Origin of the sequence: Marinomonas rhodophyticola, from assembly GCF_026113935.1 — a bacterium.
GTDB lineage: Bacteria > Pseudomonadota > Gammaproteobacteria > Pseudomonadales > Marinomonadaceae > Marinomonas > Marinomonas rhodophyticola.
On the sequence record NZ_JAPEUL010000012.1, the window covers coordinates 179356 to 196712 of the forward strand.

Sequence of the window (17357 nt, forward strand, 5' to 3'; positions counted from 1 at the left end):
TGGTAATTAAAGAATCAGACACTATAATGCAGCCACTAATAAGTGATGAGGTAGGTTGTGGATAAAGTGGATGTGATCGTCATTGGTGCTGGTGCGTCAGGCTTAATGTGTGCGGCAACGGCAGGTTATCGTGGTAAAAAAGTGATGGTATTGGATCACGCGAATAAAGCAGGGAAAAAAATTCTCATGTCAGGTGGTGGTCGCTGTAACTTTACCAACATGGATGCATCCCCCAAGCATTTTCTATCTGACAATCCATATTTTTGCATTTCTGCACTACGTCGTTTTTCACCACAAGATTTTGTTGATCTCGTTGATCGTCATGGCTTGGATTATGTTGAAAAAACGCCTGGACAATTATTTTGCGAGCATTCTGCAAAAGACTTGCTTGATATATTACTGACAGAGCTTGAATGGTCCGGCGCAGAGTTAAAGTTAAACACCAAAATTCACCATATTGATTTTCAAGACGGACAGACTGTCCTTAAAACCAATCAAGGGGATTTTGCTTGCGAATCTCTTGTTATAGCAACGGGTGGTTTGTCAATTCCAACCATGGGTGCGACAGGTTTTGGCTACGACATCGCCAAGCAAGTCGGTCATGACATATTACCGACTCGTGCTAGTCTCGTTCCTATTACCATTCAGCCTGATCGGAAAGCACAGCTTGCTGAACTCTCTGGTATTGCTTGTGAGATAGCAGCAACAGCAGGGGGCGTCACTTTCCAAGAACCAATGTTGTTTACTCATCGCGGTGTCAGCGGCCCTTCCATTTTGCAAATTACCAATTTTTGGCAACCAGGCGAAATGCTTGCCATTAATATTGCACCGACCTTATCACTAGACGACTTACTCGACGTTCGACAAAGCACTCCGAAAAAAAGCTATGAAGGTGTTTTATCTCATCTCCTACCAAAACGCTTAGTAGAACTGATTAAAATAGAGTTCCCTTGGCTCAGCGAACGCAGCGCACAAACATCCAATGAACAGATCGACAGTTTGTTTCACTACCTGTCTCATTTTGATATAAAACCCAATGGCACAGAAGGGTACCGAACCGCGGAAGTGACGCTTGGCGGCGTAAACACCAATGAAGTGTCTTCGAAAACCTTCGAATCACAAAAACAAAAAGGGCTTTATTTTATTGGTGAAGTGCTCGATGTGACCGGTTGGCTCGGCGGCTACAACTTCCAATGGGCGTGGGCCAGTGGTTATTGTGCTGGGCAGTATGTCTGATCGAGTTAATTACATAAGCGTTTACTGAACCTATATTGGTGCTACTGCGTACAATCAATAACGATTACGAGGATGGTGCTGATGAAAGGGTTTTTGTGGTTAATGTTATGTGTTTGGTCTGCCGTCAGTTGGGCGGACGCTGCGGCTTGGCAGGCGTGGCGAGATGGCAAGGCGGTGCTGATTATGCGTCATGCTTTGGCTCCAGGTGTTGGTGATCCTGTGGGCTTTGTGCTTGAAGACTGCAACACACAACGCAATCTAAATGACGTAGGGCGGTCGCAATCGTTGGCTTGGGGCAAACACATACGTGAACAGTATTCTGGCTCCATTGAGGTTTACAGCAGTCAATGGTGTCGTTGTTTGGAAACAGCGAGATTATTGTCTGGAGATGATGTAACGCCTTTGCCGATATTAAATTCATTTTTTGCCGGTCAGGGAGATCGTGTAGAACAAACTCAATCACTATTGCAAATGTTTTCTCAGCAATCGGTCACTAAGCCAACCCTATTGGTAACACACCAAGTTAATTTTACCGCCCTCACACAGGTGTATCCAAGCTCAGCGGAAGCCGCTATTTTATCTCTGCCTTTGACTCTGCCAGCAAAGATACTGGCGCGCATTCAGTTAGAGTAAAAAGCGCGTATTTAAACAACAAAAAAACCAAGGCTCATGAAGGTATTTTCATGAGCCTTGGTTTTTTGAGCATTCAAGGGTTGTGGCTATTATTGATGAAGCATATTGCGCAATACGTATTGTAATATGCCGCCGTGTTTGTAGTAGTCCCATTCTTTCGGGGTATCAATACGCAGATCGACGCGGGTGTTGATTGTTTCCCCATTGTCTTTTATTGCGACTAAGGTGACTTCAGTCACTTTGTCTTGCAAGCCATCGATAGAAAATATTTCCTGTCCGGTTAATCCTAGAGACTCATGGCTTTCCCCATCTTTAAATTGCAATGGCAAGATACCCATTCCGATCAAATTGGAGCGGTGAATTCGCTCATAACTTTGCGCAATAACGGCCTTGACGCCCAGTAGTAACGAGCCTTTTGCGGCCCAGTCGCGAGATGAGCCAGTACCATATTCTTTGCCCGCCAAAATAATTAGTGGAGTGTTTTGATTTTGATAGCTCATGGCGGCGTCATAAATGCTAGCGAGATTGTTATCTGGTTGGGTGCGTGTCACGCCGCCTTCTGTACCGGGTGCGAGAAGGTTTTTTAAACGTATGTTGGCAAAGGTGCCTCGCACCATGACATCGTGATTACCACGACGAGAGCCATAAGAGTTAAATTGCGATTTTTCAACACCATTCTCCTGTAAATACAGGCCTGCGGGTGAATCTGTTTTAATCGCCCCCGCTGGAGAAATGTGATCGGTCGTGACAGAATCGCCGAGTTTCGCCAAGCAACGGGCGCCTTTTATGCTTGGTATGCCGGGAGGATCGATCGTCATCGTATCAAAGAAGGAGGCTTTTTTAATATAGGTTGAGGTGTCATTCCAGTCATACAGTTTGCCATCGGGTACTTGGATTTGTTGCCAGCGATGGTCGCCTTGATAGACATTGGCATAGTTTTTTTCAAACATGCTTTTGGTGACGGTGTTTTTAACCAAGTCGCTGACTTCCTTAACACTTGGCCAAATGTCTTTTAGATAAATGTCATTACCTTGTTTATCTTGCGTTAATGGCTCTTTGTAGACATCAATATCGGTTCGACCGGCAATGGCATACGCCACGACAAGGGGCGGTGAGGCCAACAGATTCATTTTTACATCTTGGTGAATACGGCCTTCAAAGTTTCGGTTACCTGACAAAATAGAACTGACAATGAGTTGATGTTTTTGAATCGCGTCTGATATTTCGCTTGCCAATGGGCCAGAGTTGCCGATGCACGTAGTACAACCGTAACCCACTAAGTTAAAGCCAAGGTCGTTTAAATCGTCCATCACACCGGCTTTTTGCAAATAATCAGTGACGACTTTAGAGCCAGGGGCGAGGAGGTTTTCACCCAAGGTTTAACATTAATTCCAAGTTGCTTGGCTTTTTTTGCCACCAAACCTGCTGCCAAGATAACGCTTGGGTTAGAGGTGTTGGTACAACTTGTGATCGCAGCAATCACGCAAGCGCCGTCGGTTAGCTCAAATTCTTGTCCTTGAAATGTCACATTGGCAGCGCCTTTAAATGAGGCTTCATTAAATTGCTCGTCGGTATCAGTGACTGGGCCTTCACTCTCGATAACCACTTGCTGCTGATCGCTTTTCTCGCGGCGCTCAATGCGCTCGTTTTGAAACGCTTTTAGATGCTTGCGTAACACGTCGCCAGCTTGATCAAGGGCAATTCGGTCTTGCGGTCGTTTTGGTCCTGCTAGGCTAGGCACCACATCGCCTAATTTTAACTCAAGATAATCCGTGTAGTCGGCTTCGTCGCCATGATTACGCCACAAGCCTTGATGTTTGGCATAGGCTTCCACAAGGTTAAGTTGTTCTTCATCGCGATTGGTTAGGCGTAGATAATTGATGGTTTCGTCATCAATGGGGAAAAGGCCGCAGGTCGCACCGTATTCTGGCGCCATATTGGCAATGGTGGCTCTGTCGGCCAGTGGTAAATCAGCAAGGCCATCACCATAAAATTCGACAAACTTCCCAACGACACCGTGTTTTCGCAGCATTTCAGTCACGGTAAGCACCAAATCGGTTGCGGTTGTGCCTTCTGGTAATCGGCCACTTAATTTTACCCCAACCACCTGCGGTATAAGCAAACTAATCGGTTGGCCTAACATAACGGCTTCGGCTTCAATACCACCGACGCCCCAGCCAAGAACCCCTAAACCGTTAATCATGGTGGTATGAGAGTCGGTCCCCACTAGTGTGTCAGGATAGGCGAATTTTTTGCCATGACTGTCTTTATGAAAAACAACACGCGCCAAGTACTCTAAATTTACTTGGTGCACAATACCTGTTGCCGGCGGCACGACTTTCAAATTATCAAATGCGGTCTGTCCCCAGCGCAAAAACTCGTAACGCTCTTTGTTACGGTCGTACTCCAGCTTAGCGTTTAAATCAAATGCCCCATCATTACCGTAACCATCCACTTGTACTGAATGGTCGATAACAAGCTCAACGGGGGAAAGTGGGTTTATTTTCGCTGGGTCGCCACCCAGTCTTTCCATGGCATCGCGCATGGCGGCTAAATCTACAATGGCTGGTACGCCCGTAAAATCTTGCATGACGACACGGGCCAGGGTGAAGGCGACTTCTATGGTGGGTTTGGCTTGAGGATGCCAATCGAGTAAAGCCTGAATGTCTTCTGTCTTAACATTGACACCGTCTTCATGACGAAGCAAATTTTCAAGTAAAATTTTCAAAGAAAAGGGCAGTCGTCTTGCCTTGTTACCAAGCTCTTTTAAGGAATGAATATGAAACGCTTCGCCATTCACAGTGAGTGGTTGATGGGTGTTGAAACTGTTGTTCATTATGTCCTCCTGCCGTATTGATAAGGATGATTAAGGCCTCTTCAAAAAATTAAGTATAGATTATCTTAACCTGTTCAGACGGTCGTGAAGCATGGGAAGTGGTCAAATCTAATTGGCTGGACTTTATTTCCTTATTCTATAAGGGGGTTTCATAATACAGTTGATTCAAATTACTTAAGTGACCATTAAGAGAAACACAAGGTTTTCTCTTAATGGTCTTGTAGAAATTACTTTATCACTTTATAAACGGCGGCCATGTCTTCCTCTCCGAAGCCTGCTTTGATCGCTTGTTTAAAGGCTTCGTTAGCAATAGCGGCGGTTGGAAGAGGCTGGTCAAGCTGATCACCCAGTGCGACGGCCAAACGCATATCTTTTTGCATATGTTTGAGCGGGAAGCTGGTGGTGTAGTTTTCATTTAATAGCATCGCGCCTTTGCCTTTAAACATCGGATTCGACATGGCGCCAGCGTCAACAATGTCTAAAATCTGCTGACCGTCTAAACCGGCTTTTTGCCCCAGAGACAGGCCTTCGCTGAAAATGCTCAACATGCCACCCATCATCATATTTACGACCAGCTTCATATTGGCGCCTTGACCTACATCGCCAAGGTAAGGTGACATCTTACCCATCACCTCAAAAGCAGGTTTGACATCGTCATAAAGGGATGGATCGCCCGCAGCGAGAATAATCAACGTACCGTCTTCAGCGGGCTTCTTAGTACCAGAAACGGGCGCTTCCAAAAAACGTCCGCCAGCTTGGGTGATTAATCCCGCAATGGTTTTAGAGGTTATGTCGTCCACGGTGGACATATCCACATAACCACGGCCAGTACCAATGCCTGCTGCAACACCATCTGGGCCTTGGCAAAGGGCGAGGGCGGCTTCGGGATCGGACACCATGGCAAAAGTAATATCGCAATGTGCCGCCACGTCTTTGGGTGTCGCTCCTTGGCGAGCGCCCAGCGCGACTAACTCAGCGCATTTTGCTGCATTACGATTCCAGACCGTCACATCAAATCCCGCTTTTATTAAATTCGCAGCCATGGCTTTGCCCATGATGCCTAACCCTAAAAATCCAATACTTTTCATAAATTACTCTCTTAATCGGTGTTATTTTCTATATGTGAATGGCAGCAGTTATAGCAGATAAAAATGGCAATATCGTAGCGCTCGTTTTAACCATAGAGATGGTTATGGCAGCAGCTTCACCACAATAAAACCAGTGAATAAAGCGATGCTTACTGAAAATAGTGAGCTTCAGCATGACGTATTCGGTGAATTTTCTATCGTGGGCTTCCCGTAGATCCCCCATGCGGAAAATGGATTTCGCTGCGAGTACAAAGCCGACTGCGGTGTATTGGCCGTTTAGTATAAAGGTCAGCACTAAGACGCGTTCAAGGTAGCCCAAATACTGGCCGGCATTCGGTAAGGATTGAGCTTTCTTGTTTTGTGAGTCGCACACATCGGCTTCCAAGTCCGCCGACCATTTAGATAAAATTTCACCGATGATAATAGACGCCGGTTTGAGCATCATCACATACGCCAGAGTGACGAGGAGAGGCGCGCTGTAATCTATGTCATTGATGAGCGTTTTGATTTGTTCTATCGCGGTATCAAAGAGATAAAACCATAAAAATAGGATGCTTAGGACATGAAGTAACTGGTCGATAATAAACCACAAAAAGCCTTGTCCAACTTTCACTTTTGCATAATCGATTAGGCTATGAATAACGGCGAATAGTAAGCCGATAAAGAGCGAGACTAACAAGCTGGCGGCGGTTGCGAAACTAATAATCACTAAGACAATGGCGCCATGAACCAGCCCATGATAATACAAAGCGCTCGAACGGCCTTGGTGCGTATTTTTGTCTTTCACCCATGAGTTTGGCTGTAAAAAGAAATCGCCAATCACATGTCCGAGTAACAACATAAGCAACACAGGCAAACCATCGAGCTGAAACATCACGACATACTCCTTATTAACGTGGTTTCTAATGCATCCAAGGTGTCTAGTATCAAGCTGGCATTTGCCCGTTGCAAGCGTGAGGCTAACGAACGGCGATGAATCCCGGTCTTAGCTGATAGCGCATCTTGCGTTAATTCAGGGTAGAGTAGGCGAGGGAACAACACCTCAGCCTGTTTTTCACTGAGGCCTGTCATCATAAAATCTAAGTGACGAATCAATAAATCACGGCTGGGGTTGGCTTCAACTGTATCTTGCAAAGACAGCTTAAGGCGTTCTTCATCCATGTCTTTTAAAGCGCGCCCAGAGAGTTGAAAAGCTTCACCTTTGGCGGTTTTTCTCAGCTCAGTCTCGATCTGTTTATACTTGCCAATACCAACAGACACCCGAGCATCCGCGCCTTTTACACACTTCATCAGCGCGAGCCTTAGCAGCACAGCACAGCGTAGAGCGTCTTTCGGGTTGGGCACAAACACCTGAAACTCGTCACCACGGAACACATCGCCCTGAGCATGGAATTCATCTTGGAAAATGGCAATGGCTTGCTCAACCTGCTGTAAACAGGCTTGATGCTCAGCATCCGACAAAGCACTGGAGTTGACAATGTCTCCAGTGATAACACCGCCTGTATTCATATCATTAGCGACATTATTAATAGATGTCATTGAATTATCCTCCTTCACCACAACATACGGCTTTCATATATGATATCAAAGCATAATTTATTGACCAAAGCTAATTTGGTCAATAAAAAGTGACCATTTTATGTTTGGTCAGTATTTTAAATCATGCTTTTTCGTGAGAGAGTTAATACTGTAAGACGGTTTGCTTGTGCAATTTGTTGGTACAGACAATATTTTATCGACTTCAGCAAACAATGATTCATTAAATATAAACCAACCTTCCTTAGCTGATACCGAATTTACAAGTAAACGACGTAAAACTCGTAAAGAACTTTTTCTTGGTCATATGAATGAGTTGATTCCATGGCAGTAGCTTGAAGTACAGATTGAGCCTTTTTGTCTCAAGCTAGGTAACGTCTGTTGTCCCCAGCGGCTTGGTACTATGTTTCGCCTTCATGGTTTTACCACCACAATTGCCACTATTTATTTCGCGATAATCAGTGCGGCTAAAGATACGCCACCAGTTCCCAAACTAAAAAAACCAGCCACTTTTTAGAGGGGCTGGTTTTGGTTTAGCACAAATACTGAAGGGATCAGTTTTTATTCAGTGCTGTATTGTTGAGGCTTTGATCTACGCTGTAAATAGTCCAGCGTTGGTTGGCAAACTGTTGTTTGGCGAACACTTCAGCAACGACTCGGCGGTTTTCTTTTCTACCGTCTTCAGTTTCATTGCTGGCGACAGGACGAGTTGCGCCATAGCCTATACCTTTTACTCGATCTGGAGCAATCCTGAAACTGTCTACCAAAACATTAGCGATAGCGGTTGCCCGTTGTTGAGAGAGTTCTTGGTTTAATTCCGCTGAACCTTGACTGTCAGTGTGGCCTTCGATAACTACATTGCTAGTTGGGTTATCTTGTAAAAATTTAGCAAGTTCTTTTAGTTCAGTGTAGAAGCGGGGTTTGATATCCGCTTTGCCCGTATCAAATAAGACGTTAAGTTCGACGGACAGCAACTTTGATGTTTGGTCAGGGCAGCCATAGTTATCTACTGCTGCTCCTTCCGATGTATCTGGGCAAAGATCTCGAGCATCAATGACGCCATCTCTGTCTGCATCCGCTAGGCGAGACTGTATATTTGTTGCATACAAGCTTTCTGCAAAAACAGAATGGCTAGAGGCCAATAATGCCCCAATCAAGCCTATGGTGCTTATAACAGTCTTCATGACACTATTGCCGCCCTTTTTAGCTCTATGATGTTCACAGCTTAGAAAAAATTAGCCAATACTACTATTGGCTTTTTGTAGCGTTGTTTAATCAAATGAATGTTTTGTAATGAAATGTAACTACCAGCTGCCGACATTTTCCATAGAAGCCCATGGTTCTACGATTTCAAGAGAGCCGTCTTTTTGTAGAAGTTCGATTGAAATACCATTAGGGTCTTTAATAAATGCCATGTGACCGTCGCGTGGTGGACGCAATATGGTGACACCTAAAGATTGCAGTTTTTCACACACTTGATAAATATTTTCTACTTCAAATGCCAAATGGCCAAACTGATCACCACCTGTATAGGTTCGATCGCTCCAGTTATGGGTTAGTTCGACTTCTGGGGCGCCTTTTTCAGTAGCGTAGTAGATAAGAGAAAACTGACCTTTTTCACTGTCCATACGTCTGGTTTGGATGAGTTCCTAGACCTTCTGTGTAAAAGGTATGACTTTCTTCTGGTTTGTCTGTTCTTATCATGGCGTGTAGGTATCGAATAGACATGATAACTCCCTAATCTGGTGAATAAATGTAGTGGCATTATTACAGGATCAGAGAGGTAATTCAAAGCGAACGCAAAAGACTCACTTTAGATTCTTATTCTTCCCATACCCAGCGAATAGGGTCGCCAAAGTCATCATAGATGATTTTTTTCTTAGGGCGTTTTTTAGGTGAGGATGTGATTGCTGGAGATTTGCTGTGTTTTCGCTGTTGAATAGCCGCAACAACGTGATTTAATGGTGTGCGATCTTGTTTTGGCTCGTTAAAGCCTATGTGGCTCGTGTTATACTTGCCATCGACCAAACCAGATTCACCCATGTCGACTTGTTGGATGGTTCCATTCTGCTTGATAAATTGATCTACCAGAGACTCCAGTTCTTTTCGCGTGTCTCTCTTTGTGGTTTTGGGTTTTATCATAGTGTTTTGGTTTGGGAAGATCCTATACTAGTAAATGGGTTAAAAAATGATCGTAATCGTCCATAATAAACGTAAGAGGTAGCCGGTGTCTATTAGCAACTTAATTGTGCATGAGATTCAAAAGCATGAAGGTGAGCGTAAAGCGATACTGATTGCACGTCCAAATGAAAATCCAGTTGACGGTCAAGCTGAAGCCTTGTCTGCTCAGGTTACGAATCTCTTTAACCGTTCTGGAATGAACACCGGACGTTTTGTGAACCCTCAGGGAAGCGAAGAGGGGGCACAATTACCAGCCTTGCTGTTTAAGCATTTTAAAAACGATACTTTTGTGGATTTTGCCAGTTTTACAAAAGAGTGTGCAGCTGAATATCTTAAGTATTTAGAGCAAGTGGAAGAAGCGGAAGGCGGTCTGTTGTGGTTCAATCATTATGAGCTTCATGATACGCATTTTTTGTACATAGTGATGTTAAAACGTAAAAAAGGCATTGGTCTTGGTGCGGATCTTAGTTTGTCGCAAATCGAGCAAATTGAGATGGAAAAGTTACACATGTCGTTGCGTATTAATTTGACCGCGTGGCAAGCTGGCGATGAAGGGCGTTATATTTCGTTTCGCTTTGGGCGTGCACCCAAATCTGAAAGTGAATATTTTACGCAGTTTATTGGTTGTGATGAACCGAAGGTGGCAGCCAAGGAAACCCGCAAGTTGGTGGATTTGACGTCTGCTTTTTGCCAGTCCGAAGGTTTGCCGTCTAAACAAGCGAATGAATTTAAGAAAGTCGTATCCGAGCACTGCCAAGCGAAAGCGCAAGATCGTGAACCTTTAGCCATTAAGGATATTGCCTCTCAAGTTGAATCTCGGTTCTCTATCGAGCAAGCGAATAAGTTTTTAGAAATCGCTGACTCTGACAGTTTTAAGATGGAAAAAGAGATTTTCGTCGAAAAAGCCGCGCTGAAAAAGCTGACTCGCTTATCTGGAAGTTCTCGTGCGTTGACAATTAGTTTTGACAGTGACTTACTTGGAGAGTCCGTTGTGTTTGATGCAGACTCTGGCACGCTGACCATAAAGGAGTTGCCTAAGAGCCTGCTAAAACAGCTGCAATCTATGTCTAATTAGAGAGTTGCGTGCTCTCTATCTATAACTAGAAGGCTTGTTAAATGCCTAGTAAGTCTTCTAGTTCTTTCATTGTTTTGAAGCACTCTGTTGCACCTGCAGCCAGTTGCATGTTGGCATCGAGTGTTTCGCTGAAAGCGAGAACCCGCATTCCAGCGGCTCGCCCTGCTGTGATACCTGCAATAGAATCTTCAATAACCAAACAATCTTTGGGGGCAACATTCAGCGCTTTGGCGGCAGTTAAATAAAGGTCTGGCGCGGGTTTGCCATTTTCTACGTCTTCGACACAGAAACGAGTAGAGAATCGGGCAGACAATTGAATTTTGTCTAATTTGAAGTTCATTTCTTGGCGTCGTGCATTCGTCGCCATGGCAATAGGTACGGAAATCTTATTGAGTAAGTCACGAACACCAGCAATAGGTTCAAGGTCTGCTTCGATAATCGCGTGAAAACGCCGTCTGTAATCTTCATCAAAAGTAGCGGGTAACGGCTTACCAAGAAGTTTTTCTGCGTTAATTAGGTTTTCTTTGTTCGTGAACCCGGTAAATTTCGCGTGTAATGTCTCATTATCGAGTTCAAGACCGCATTCACTTAACATGGATTTTAAAATGGAATTAGAGATGTTTTCTGTATCGACAATAACGCCATCGCAATCAAAGATTATTGCTTTGTAAGAATAGGACATAAATAAAATAGTTTCGTTGTGAATGAAGGTTGATCATAACGAATTTTGAGGAGGTTAAGGAAGGGAGGGAGGTTTTATTATTTTTCTCCCCTTAAAAAAACTAACACTTTACGCTATACTAGCACCCCATTGTTGTGGGGGTTATTCTTTTTGCACTTAGTTACTTGCTTGACTAAGTTGCTGTGGGCGAGCGCTTTCTTTTTTGATCGCTTTGAATGCGTTTTTGAAGAAAGTGACAACGGCTTTGATGCGACGAGCACGTCTTTGACGGCGAGCGTGATCTTCAACAGTTGTGTCGGCATAGCCCCATTTTGCTAGTAATGCTTCGTATTGTTGTTGAGAGTCCATAGTATTCTCCAAGTTGGTTATTTAAGAAATGTTGTTTTATTACAACAATACTAATATTAGAGAAGCTTGACCGATTGAACAAACGATCCTTTTTCACTTGTTAGGTTAGTTTTTTTCATCATTTGATTTGTTGGCGTTTTCATTCACTAAAGGACACTTCCTTGTACCAATCGTTAGAACATTTTTCAAAAAATTGGATTTTTAAACGTAACGATCCAAAAGTAGAGCCAGAAGATTTACAGGCTATTCGCTTGCTAAGTGAGCAGCGTGCAGGGCAGATTTGGCGAGATTACATTAGTGATGAACAAGTGCATCCAGATCATTTTACCGAGCGCGATTGGTTGAAAAAAACCACGTCACAGCTGCCTGTGACTAAGCTTCAATGGGAAAAAGCGTGGGACAGTGATCGGGCTGAATTACCTGATGAGCTTTTAGTGCATTTCTCTGCTTGGGGTGACGATACCACGGTGTATTTTTGCTGTCATAATGAGTTGGTGTTTGAACTTTCTTGGGGCGTATTTAAGCGGACTTGGAAGGCGTTTTTGTTTTTGGATAATGGGCCGATTTTAGTCGGTAAAAAGAAAAAGCAAGCCGCACAGTTTTATTCAAATGGTTGGGTGAATCTACTTTTCAGAGAATCTTGATGTCGATTGAAATAAAAAAATCTCGTCATTGCGTTTTAGATTTGGGCGTTTCCGCCACGTTGTCGACTGATCAGGCAGTGCTGGTTAAACGCTTTATAATAGTTGAGTAGTTGTTGGCTGTGTTCTTTGTGCCCTAATGTGTCCAAGAGCATGGCTGTTACCTCCGCTGTGGCAAATTGCATTTCATGACTGGAGTGTCGAACAAGAAAAGAGCGTTGTGCTTCACTGTTAATTTCAAAGTGTGGAATGTTTTTTAGCCAATTGCTTTGGTGAAACATTTTGCTAGCTTGTTTCCAGTGTTCCGTCCAAGATAATAAAAGTGTGCTTGTCATCGCCCTTGGCGCTTGATGGGATCACGCTTCGAAACGGTCTTTTCTGTTCTTTTGCTTTTTCCGTGTTGGGGAACAATATTGTGCAATTGCCTTGCTTGTTTGCTATGTGATCAAGCAATGTTTGTTGCGGCTCAGTTCTACTCCAAAGATAAGCTTGAGTGTCATCTGGGAATAAATCGGCAATGAGCCGACCGCTGTTGGTCGGTTTGTGAATTTCGTCGCGATGGATAAGCAAAATAAATTCTACAGGAGAAGTTTGGTTCTCCCTTAAGTGGCAAAAACAAGCAAACTCTGTCATTAGACAGTGGGGGCAGCGAGCCGCCCTTGAACCTCTTGCTGTGAAGGGGCGAATCGATTCTGTTTTACATAGCTCACGTAACAAATCGACACAATGCTTGTTGGGTGATGTTTTCATGGATAAGATCTTTTATTCTGACGGCGCGCTATTATCGATTTTTTGCTTTGGATGTCTAGGTAAACTTTTTCGGGTTTTGTTCGGTGGCGCCATGATAGGGAATAGGGCAGATTGATGACGAATAGTGGCTTAATTGTTTAAATTTGTAACTAAGGATTGCTAATCTTTAGTCTTTGTTGGCGAAAAGTTTACGGAAAATATGCAAATACAAAGGAATGCGTTGAAACAGGCTTGTTGCTTCTGTTCGTTGTCATCAAGTCGCGATATGGTGTGAGATATTATTTTTCCGTTATGAGCTGTCTATGAGTCGTTATATCTCTCCGGTCTTATACATTCTTCTCATGCTAGTAGGGTGTGTTGCATTTATCTCCATTGCCGGTGTTCGTGTTGGAATTTTTGAACCAATAACGGGCTTTTCCATGTTGCGAAAAAGTGTGGTTGCTTCGTTACTTTTATCCTTGCTTGCGGCTTTATCGTTGGGCGCTTGTCGTAAAGAGTGTAATCTCGCTAGTCGACGTTTTTTTATTCTCGTACTCCTCGTTTCGCTGGTTTACAGTCTTATGTGGATTGGCTTTTATTTACAGCGTGCCAGCCTACCCGATATCAATGACATCACAACTGATACAGAAGTTCCTCCTACTTTTCTTAACGTGAATTTTATCCGCAGCTCCCAAGAGAATGAATTAAGCTACAACAGTGAATGGGCACCGATTCAAGCCAAATATTATCCCAATGTTCAACCTTTGTTTTCTTCAAAAGAAAAATCAGTGGTTTACAGTGCTGCGGCAACGTTAGTGGATGAGCGTGGTTGGGATGTTGTTGCTGTGTATGCTGGAGCAGGCATTATTGAAGCGACGGCCCGTACGCCAATTTTTGGGTTTCGTGATGATGTTGTTATTCGTATTACTCAGGTAGAAAATGGACTGGTTCGTGTCGATATGCGCTCTTGCTCAAGAGTTGGAAGTGGTGATTTTGGCGTGAATGCTGAGCGTATTGAATCTTTCATGAAAGACCTGTCCGATGCTTTGAATAAACCCAGTATGCCTAGTGTGAATTCCTTGCGCTAACGTTTCATATAGTAAATTGCACTCGTCATTGAAAATCAGACAGGCTAGACTCTCCTAACTTCTTACTTGGGGGAACGTGAAAGTGAGTCTTCGTCAACAACAAAAAGCCAATACCCGATCCAAAATCAAAACCATTGCTAAGCAAGCATTTCTAACCCAAGGCATTGAAGCCACCAGTACGCGTTACTTAAGTGATCAGGCTGGTATTGCTGTAGGTACCTTGTTTGTTCATTTCCCAGATAAATTGGCGTTGGTAAAAGATATTTTTTTTGATGAGATGGATGCGGCGCTGCGTGCGGCAGTGGTTGCTCAAAAAGCCAGTGCTTCCCCAATTGATTACCTGTTGCAAATGGCACAAGTGTTGTTTGATTTTTACGATCAGTATACAGAATTTACACGACTGGTGCTTTTAGATAGCTTGGCTAAAGGTGGATTTCACACCAAGCAGATGACGGTGATTTCAGACGGTATTATCAAGCGATTTAAGCAAGTTGGCGTGGACGACAAGACGGCAAGTATTTTTGCAGACAATATGATTGCTAATTATTGGTTTGTTTTATTAAACGCTGTGCCGAAAGGTATTTTGGGGCAGGAGGCCATTGAGCATTTGAAAAAATTGAACTTACCCTTTGAGATGTCTTATCGAAGCGCCTTAAAAATCGCGGTTAATTATGTTTTAATTGAGATGGTTGGCTTTGCGATATGGACCTTGATAATCAAACAGCCTTTCAGTGACTTGCCAATGTTGTGTTTGTTTTTTAGCGATTACAAAGTCGGGTATTGGTAAGTAAGGTAAAAAGCGTTCTACCTCTTCAAGCGTTTCAAACTCAATAGATTGGCTGCCATTGGCTATTCTGCGTGCAAAGACATCATTAAACATTTTTCGTGACTTTTTAAAGTTAAAACGAAATGTTTCCGATAGAGTTAAGCCGTCTTCATCATGGTAGGTGATTTTAAGACTCTTATCTTTGCTGTCTATTTTGGGTGTGATGCCAGCACAGCGCAGTACTTTGTTGTCTTTTAAGTTGAGCGCGCTTCTGAGTATGTCGTCGGCGTCGATCAGTTTTTCAGCGCAATGTTGACACTGTCGTGCGGCGATATCATTTTCTTCATTGCAATAGGGGCAGCGCTTAAATCGAAAGTGGTAGGTGCACTGTTCTTCTATACCGTCCACTTCGATTAAGCCATGGCAGCGGCGCCCAAAATGTTCAAGGATGTTGCCTTCAGCGTCTTTTCTCCCCAGAAGGTGTTGGCAAAATCGCAGGCAGGACAGTGAATTTGTACCGCAACGGAATCTTGAGTGGGACGCTTTTCGCCAATTTCAGGCTGAAAAATATTGTAGCCGTTGTTCGTGTAATCCAAGACGAGACAGTCTGTTTTATCTGGGCTTAAGCGTAGCCCTCGGCCAACGATCTGTTGAAATAGGCTGATGGATTGTGTTGGACGTAAAATAGCAATAACGTCCACATGTGGCGCGTCAAATCCAGTGGTTAATACCGATACATTGACGAGGAATTTAATCTCTTTGGCTTTAAATGCTGAGATCAAGGTGTCCCGTTGCTTTAGCTTGGTTTTGCCTGTCACGAGCGCGGTTTTGTCGGCAGGTAGGTACCCGGCAATTTCTTTCGCATGATCAATCGTCGCGGCAAAAATCATCACACCTTGTCGATCGGTACTAAGCTGAAGGATCTGTTCGGTGACGGCTTGTGTCACACGTGGGTGTTTGTGAATAAGTTCATTTAACGCGATATCGTCGGTATTTTGCTCACCATCCAGGCTTTCTGTTAGAAGGCTAAAATCATAATGAGCGATGGCCGCGTCATAATGAATTGGCGGTGTTAAATAGCCTTTCTTCACCATGTGTTGCAAGGGGAGTTCAAAAATGCATTTTTTGAAAAATCCATCAGGGCAATGTCGAGTGTAGCCATGGTAATGATGTTGGTAGATCCATCCGCTGCCTAAGCGGTAAGGTGTGGCGGTTAAGCCAAGAATTTTTACTTGTGGATTCAGTGTGCGAAAATGCTCGATGGTCTTGAGGTATTGACCTTCGTCTTCTATGCCAACGCGATGACATTCGTCGATAATAATTAAGCTGGCTGGAGCGTTGAAATCAGAGAGATTGGCAGATAAGGATTGAATGCTGGCGAAAGTGGTTTTTTCTGTGCTGTTTTTGTGTCTTAGCCCGGCTGAAAAAATGCCCGCCGACGTGCCTGTTGCGACAAATTTTGCGTGATTCTGTTCGACAAGTTCTTTGACATGAGCCAAACAAATGACACGACCTTTTGCCAATCTACTGAGTTCTGCTATGACCAAACTTTTTCCTGCGCCAGTAGGAAGTACAATAACTGCAGGATCATTAGTATGACGAAAATGCGCCAAACAGGCGTCTACGGCTTGTATCTGATAGTCGCGTAATTGAAAGGTTTGGGTCATAAAAGGGCGAAATCTTGGTGTTTTGTGTGTGTGGCTACAGTATCATAACAGCCTACGTTATTTTGCCTTTTTAGAAGTGATTAATCTATCTATGTCTACCCATGTGTTTCCAGCCCCCCATCTTTATGTTGAGAATTCTATTCCTGCTTTTAGCCGTGAAGAACCGTTTGAAAATCTATTGATGGATTTGCAAACGAAAGGTTGGAGTGTTCAAGATGAATTTTTTTCTACTAACTTCACCCAAGCGCTTATGGATGAAGCAGAAAGCATACAAAATGCTTTTATGCTTCAAGCGGGTGTGGGTCGAAAACAAGACCATCAAATTGTCTTGGATGCGCGCCGTGATTACATTCAATGGATTGATCCTGATAAGCCAATCCGTAAAGATTTTTTAAAAATGATGGCGGAATTGCGTGTCGCGCTCAATCGTCGTTTGTTTCTTGGGTTGTTTGATTATGAGGCGCATTTTGCTCGTTACGAAGAGGGTGCGTTTTATGAAAAGCACATTGACGCGTTTAAAGGCGAGAGTAATCGTATTTTATCTACGGTGTTGTATTTGAACGAGGAGTGGCAAGAAGGCGATGGTGGTGAGCTGGTGATTTACGACGAAAATGACCCATCCATTGAAGTCGGACGGTTTTTTCCAAAGAAAGGCCGCTTGGCGGTGTTTCTCAGTGAGTGCTTTTATCATGAGGTAAAAGTGGCTAAACGTACTCGACACAGTATTGCTGGCTGGTTCCGCGTGAACAATACCACGGGTACGGTGTTAGATCCGGATCAATAGAGTCTTGCTTTAAGCTATTTATGTATTTTTCCTCGAAAATTGCTCTATAAATCTCTATAATGCGCGC

Annotated in this window: 17 protein-coding genes and 3 pseudogenes; 7 read left to right on the forward strand and 13 right to left on the reverse strand. The window is 43.7% G+C overall.

What is annotated here, in order from left to right; genetic code table 11:
- The first annotated feature begins 57 nt into the window (after positions 1 to 57).
- Both ONZ52_RS22915 and ONZ52_RS22920 read left to right on the forward strand, forming a co-directional pair.
- A complete protein-coding gene (locus tag ONZ52_RS22915) occupies positions 58 to 1236 on the forward strand; it encodes a BaiN/RdsA family NAD(P)/FAD-dependent oxidoreductase (RefSeq protein WP_265220896.1) in 1179 nt (392 codons plus the stop codon).
- An 81-nt stretch (positions 1237 to 1317) separates the two neighbouring features.
- Positions 1318 to 1869, forward strand: coding sequence for a histidine phosphatase family protein (locus ONZ52_RS22920; protein ID WP_265220897.1), 552 nt, complete (start codon positions 1318 to 1320; stop codon positions 1867 to 1869).
- An 89-nt stretch (positions 1870 to 1958) separates the two neighbouring features.
- Here ONZ52_RS22920 and acnA read toward each other — a convergent pair.
- The 7 genes and pseudogenes from acnA to ONZ52_RS22960 form a co-directional block, all read right to left on the reverse strand.
- Positions 1959 to 4705: pseudogene (acnA, locus tag ONZ52_RS22925) on the reverse strand (aconitate hydratase AcnA).
- Between the two features lie 227 nt (positions 4706 to 4932).
- On the reverse strand, positions 4933 to 5793 hold the full coding sequence (locus ONZ52_RS22930) for an NAD(P)-dependent oxidoreductase (RefSeq protein ID WP_265220898.1): 861 nt from the start codon (positions 5791 to 5793) through the stop codon (positions 4933 to 4935).
- Between the two features lie 28 nt (positions 5794 to 5821).
- Positions 5822 to 6667 carry a DUF3307 domain-containing protein gene (locus ONZ52_RS22935; protein WP_265221154.1) on the reverse strand — a complete coding sequence of 282 codons (846 nt, stop codon included), beginning with the start codon at positions 6665 to 6667 and terminating at the stop codon, positions 5822 to 5824.
- A complete protein-coding gene (locus ONZ52_RS22940; RefSeq protein WP_265220899.1) occupies positions 6667 to 7332 on the reverse strand; it encodes a SatD family protein in 666 nt (221 codons plus the stop codon). Before ONZ52_RS22940 ends, ONZ52_RS22935 begins: the two co-directional genes overlap by 1 nt.
- A 551-nt stretch (positions 7333 to 7883) precedes the next feature.
- Positions 7884 to 8513, reverse strand: coding sequence for an OmpA family protein (locus ONZ52_RS22950; protein WP_265220900.1), 630 nt, complete (start codon positions 8511 to 8513; stop codon positions 7884 to 7886).
- 120 nt (positions 8514 to 8633) lie between these two features.
- Positions 8634 to 9057 (reverse strand): annotated as a pseudogene (locus ONZ52_RS22955) (VOC family protein).
- A 93-nt stretch (positions 9058 to 9150) separates the two neighbouring features.
- Positions 9151 to 9471, reverse strand: coding sequence for a hypothetical protein (locus ONZ52_RS22960; RefSeq protein WP_265220901.1), 321 nt, complete (start codon positions 9469 to 9471; stop codon positions 9151 to 9153).
- A gap of 85 nt (positions 9472 to 9556) precedes the next feature.
- Here ONZ52_RS22960 and ONZ52_RS22965 point away from each other — a divergent pair, with 85 nt between their 5' ends.
- Complete coding sequence (locus ONZ52_RS22965) at positions 9557 to 10585, forward strand: nucleoid-associated protein (RefSeq protein WP_265220902.1); 1029 nt, start codon at positions 9557 to 9559, stop codon at positions 10583 to 10585.
- A gap of 37 nt (positions 10586 to 10622) precedes the next feature.
- On the opposite strand, the gene ONZ52_RS22970 is transcribed toward ONZ52_RS22965, so the two are convergent.
- Both ONZ52_RS22970 and ONZ52_RS22975 read right to left on the reverse strand, forming a co-directional pair.
- A complete protein-coding gene (locus tag ONZ52_RS22970) occupies positions 10623 to 11267 on the reverse strand; it encodes an HAD family hydrolase (RefSeq protein ID WP_265220903.1) in 645 nt (214 codons plus the stop codon).
- 156 nt (positions 11268 to 11423) lie between these two features.
- Complete coding sequence (locus ONZ52_RS22975) at positions 11424 to 11615, reverse strand: hypothetical protein (protein ID WP_265220904.1); 192 nt, start codon at positions 11613 to 11615, stop codon at positions 11424 to 11426.
- Positions 11616 to 11776: 161 nt separating this feature from the next.
- Between ONZ52_RS22975 and ONZ52_RS22980 the strand changes: the two genes are divergently transcribed.
- Positions 11777 to 12259, forward strand: a complete 483-nt coding sequence (locus tag ONZ52_RS22980) for a DUF2947 family protein (RefSeq protein ID WP_265220905.1) — start codon at positions 11777 to 11779, stop codon at positions 12257 to 12259.
- Positions 12260 to 12294: 35 nt separating this feature from the next.
- On the opposite strand, the gene ONZ52_RS22985 is transcribed toward ONZ52_RS22980, so the two are convergent.
- Together ONZ52_RS22985 and ONZ52_RS22990 are read right to left on the reverse strand one after the other, a co-directional pair.
- Positions 12295 to 12537, reverse strand: coding sequence for a DTW domain-containing protein (locus ONZ52_RS22985; protein WP_265220906.1), 243 nt, complete (start codon positions 12535 to 12537; stop codon positions 12295 to 12297).
- A gap of 4 nt (positions 12538 to 12541) precedes the next feature.
- Positions 12542 to 13006, reverse strand: a complete 465-nt coding sequence (locus tag ONZ52_RS22990) for a DTW domain-containing protein (protein ID WP_265220907.1) — start codon at positions 13004 to 13006, stop codon at positions 12542 to 12544.
- A gap of 302 nt (positions 13007 to 13308) precedes the next feature.
- Between ONZ52_RS22990 and ONZ52_RS22995 the strand changes: the two genes are divergently transcribed.
- Positions 13309 to 14073, forward strand: a complete 765-nt coding sequence (locus tag ONZ52_RS22995) for a DUF1499 domain-containing protein (RefSeq protein WP_265220908.1) — start codon at positions 13309 to 13311, stop codon at positions 14071 to 14073.
- 82 nt (positions 14074 to 14155) lie between these two features.
- Complete coding sequence (locus ONZ52_RS23000; protein ID WP_265220909.1) at positions 14156 to 14860, forward strand: TetR/AcrR family transcriptional regulator; 705 nt, start codon at positions 14156 to 14158, stop codon at positions 14858 to 14860.
- On the opposite strand, the gene ONZ52_RS25635 is transcribed toward ONZ52_RS23000, so the two are convergent.
- Both ONZ52_RS25635 and ONZ52_RS23005 read right to left on the reverse strand, forming a co-directional pair.
- Positions 14750 to 15247, reverse strand: a complete 498-nt coding sequence (locus ONZ52_RS25635; RefSeq protein WP_487349007.1) for a hypothetical protein — start codon at positions 15245 to 15247, stop codon at positions 14750 to 14752. The two genes, ONZ52_RS23000 and ONZ52_RS25635, sit on opposite strands and share 111 nt — an antisense overlap.
- A 51-nt stretch (positions 15248 to 15298) precedes the next feature.
- Positions 15299 to 16506, reverse strand: a pseudogene (locus ONZ52_RS23005) (DEAD/DEAH box helicase); the annotation flags it as partial.
- A gap of 28 nt (positions 16507 to 16534) precedes the next feature.
- On the opposite strand from ONZ52_RS23005, the gene ONZ52_RS23010 reads away from it, so the two are divergent.
- Positions 16535 to 17290 carry a 2OG-Fe(II) oxygenase gene (locus ONZ52_RS23010; protein WP_265220910.1) on the forward strand — a complete coding sequence of 252 codons (756 nt, stop codon included), beginning with the start codon at positions 16535 to 16537 and terminating at the stop codon, positions 17288 to 17290.
- Positions 17291 to 17357 lie beyond the last annotated feature (67 nt).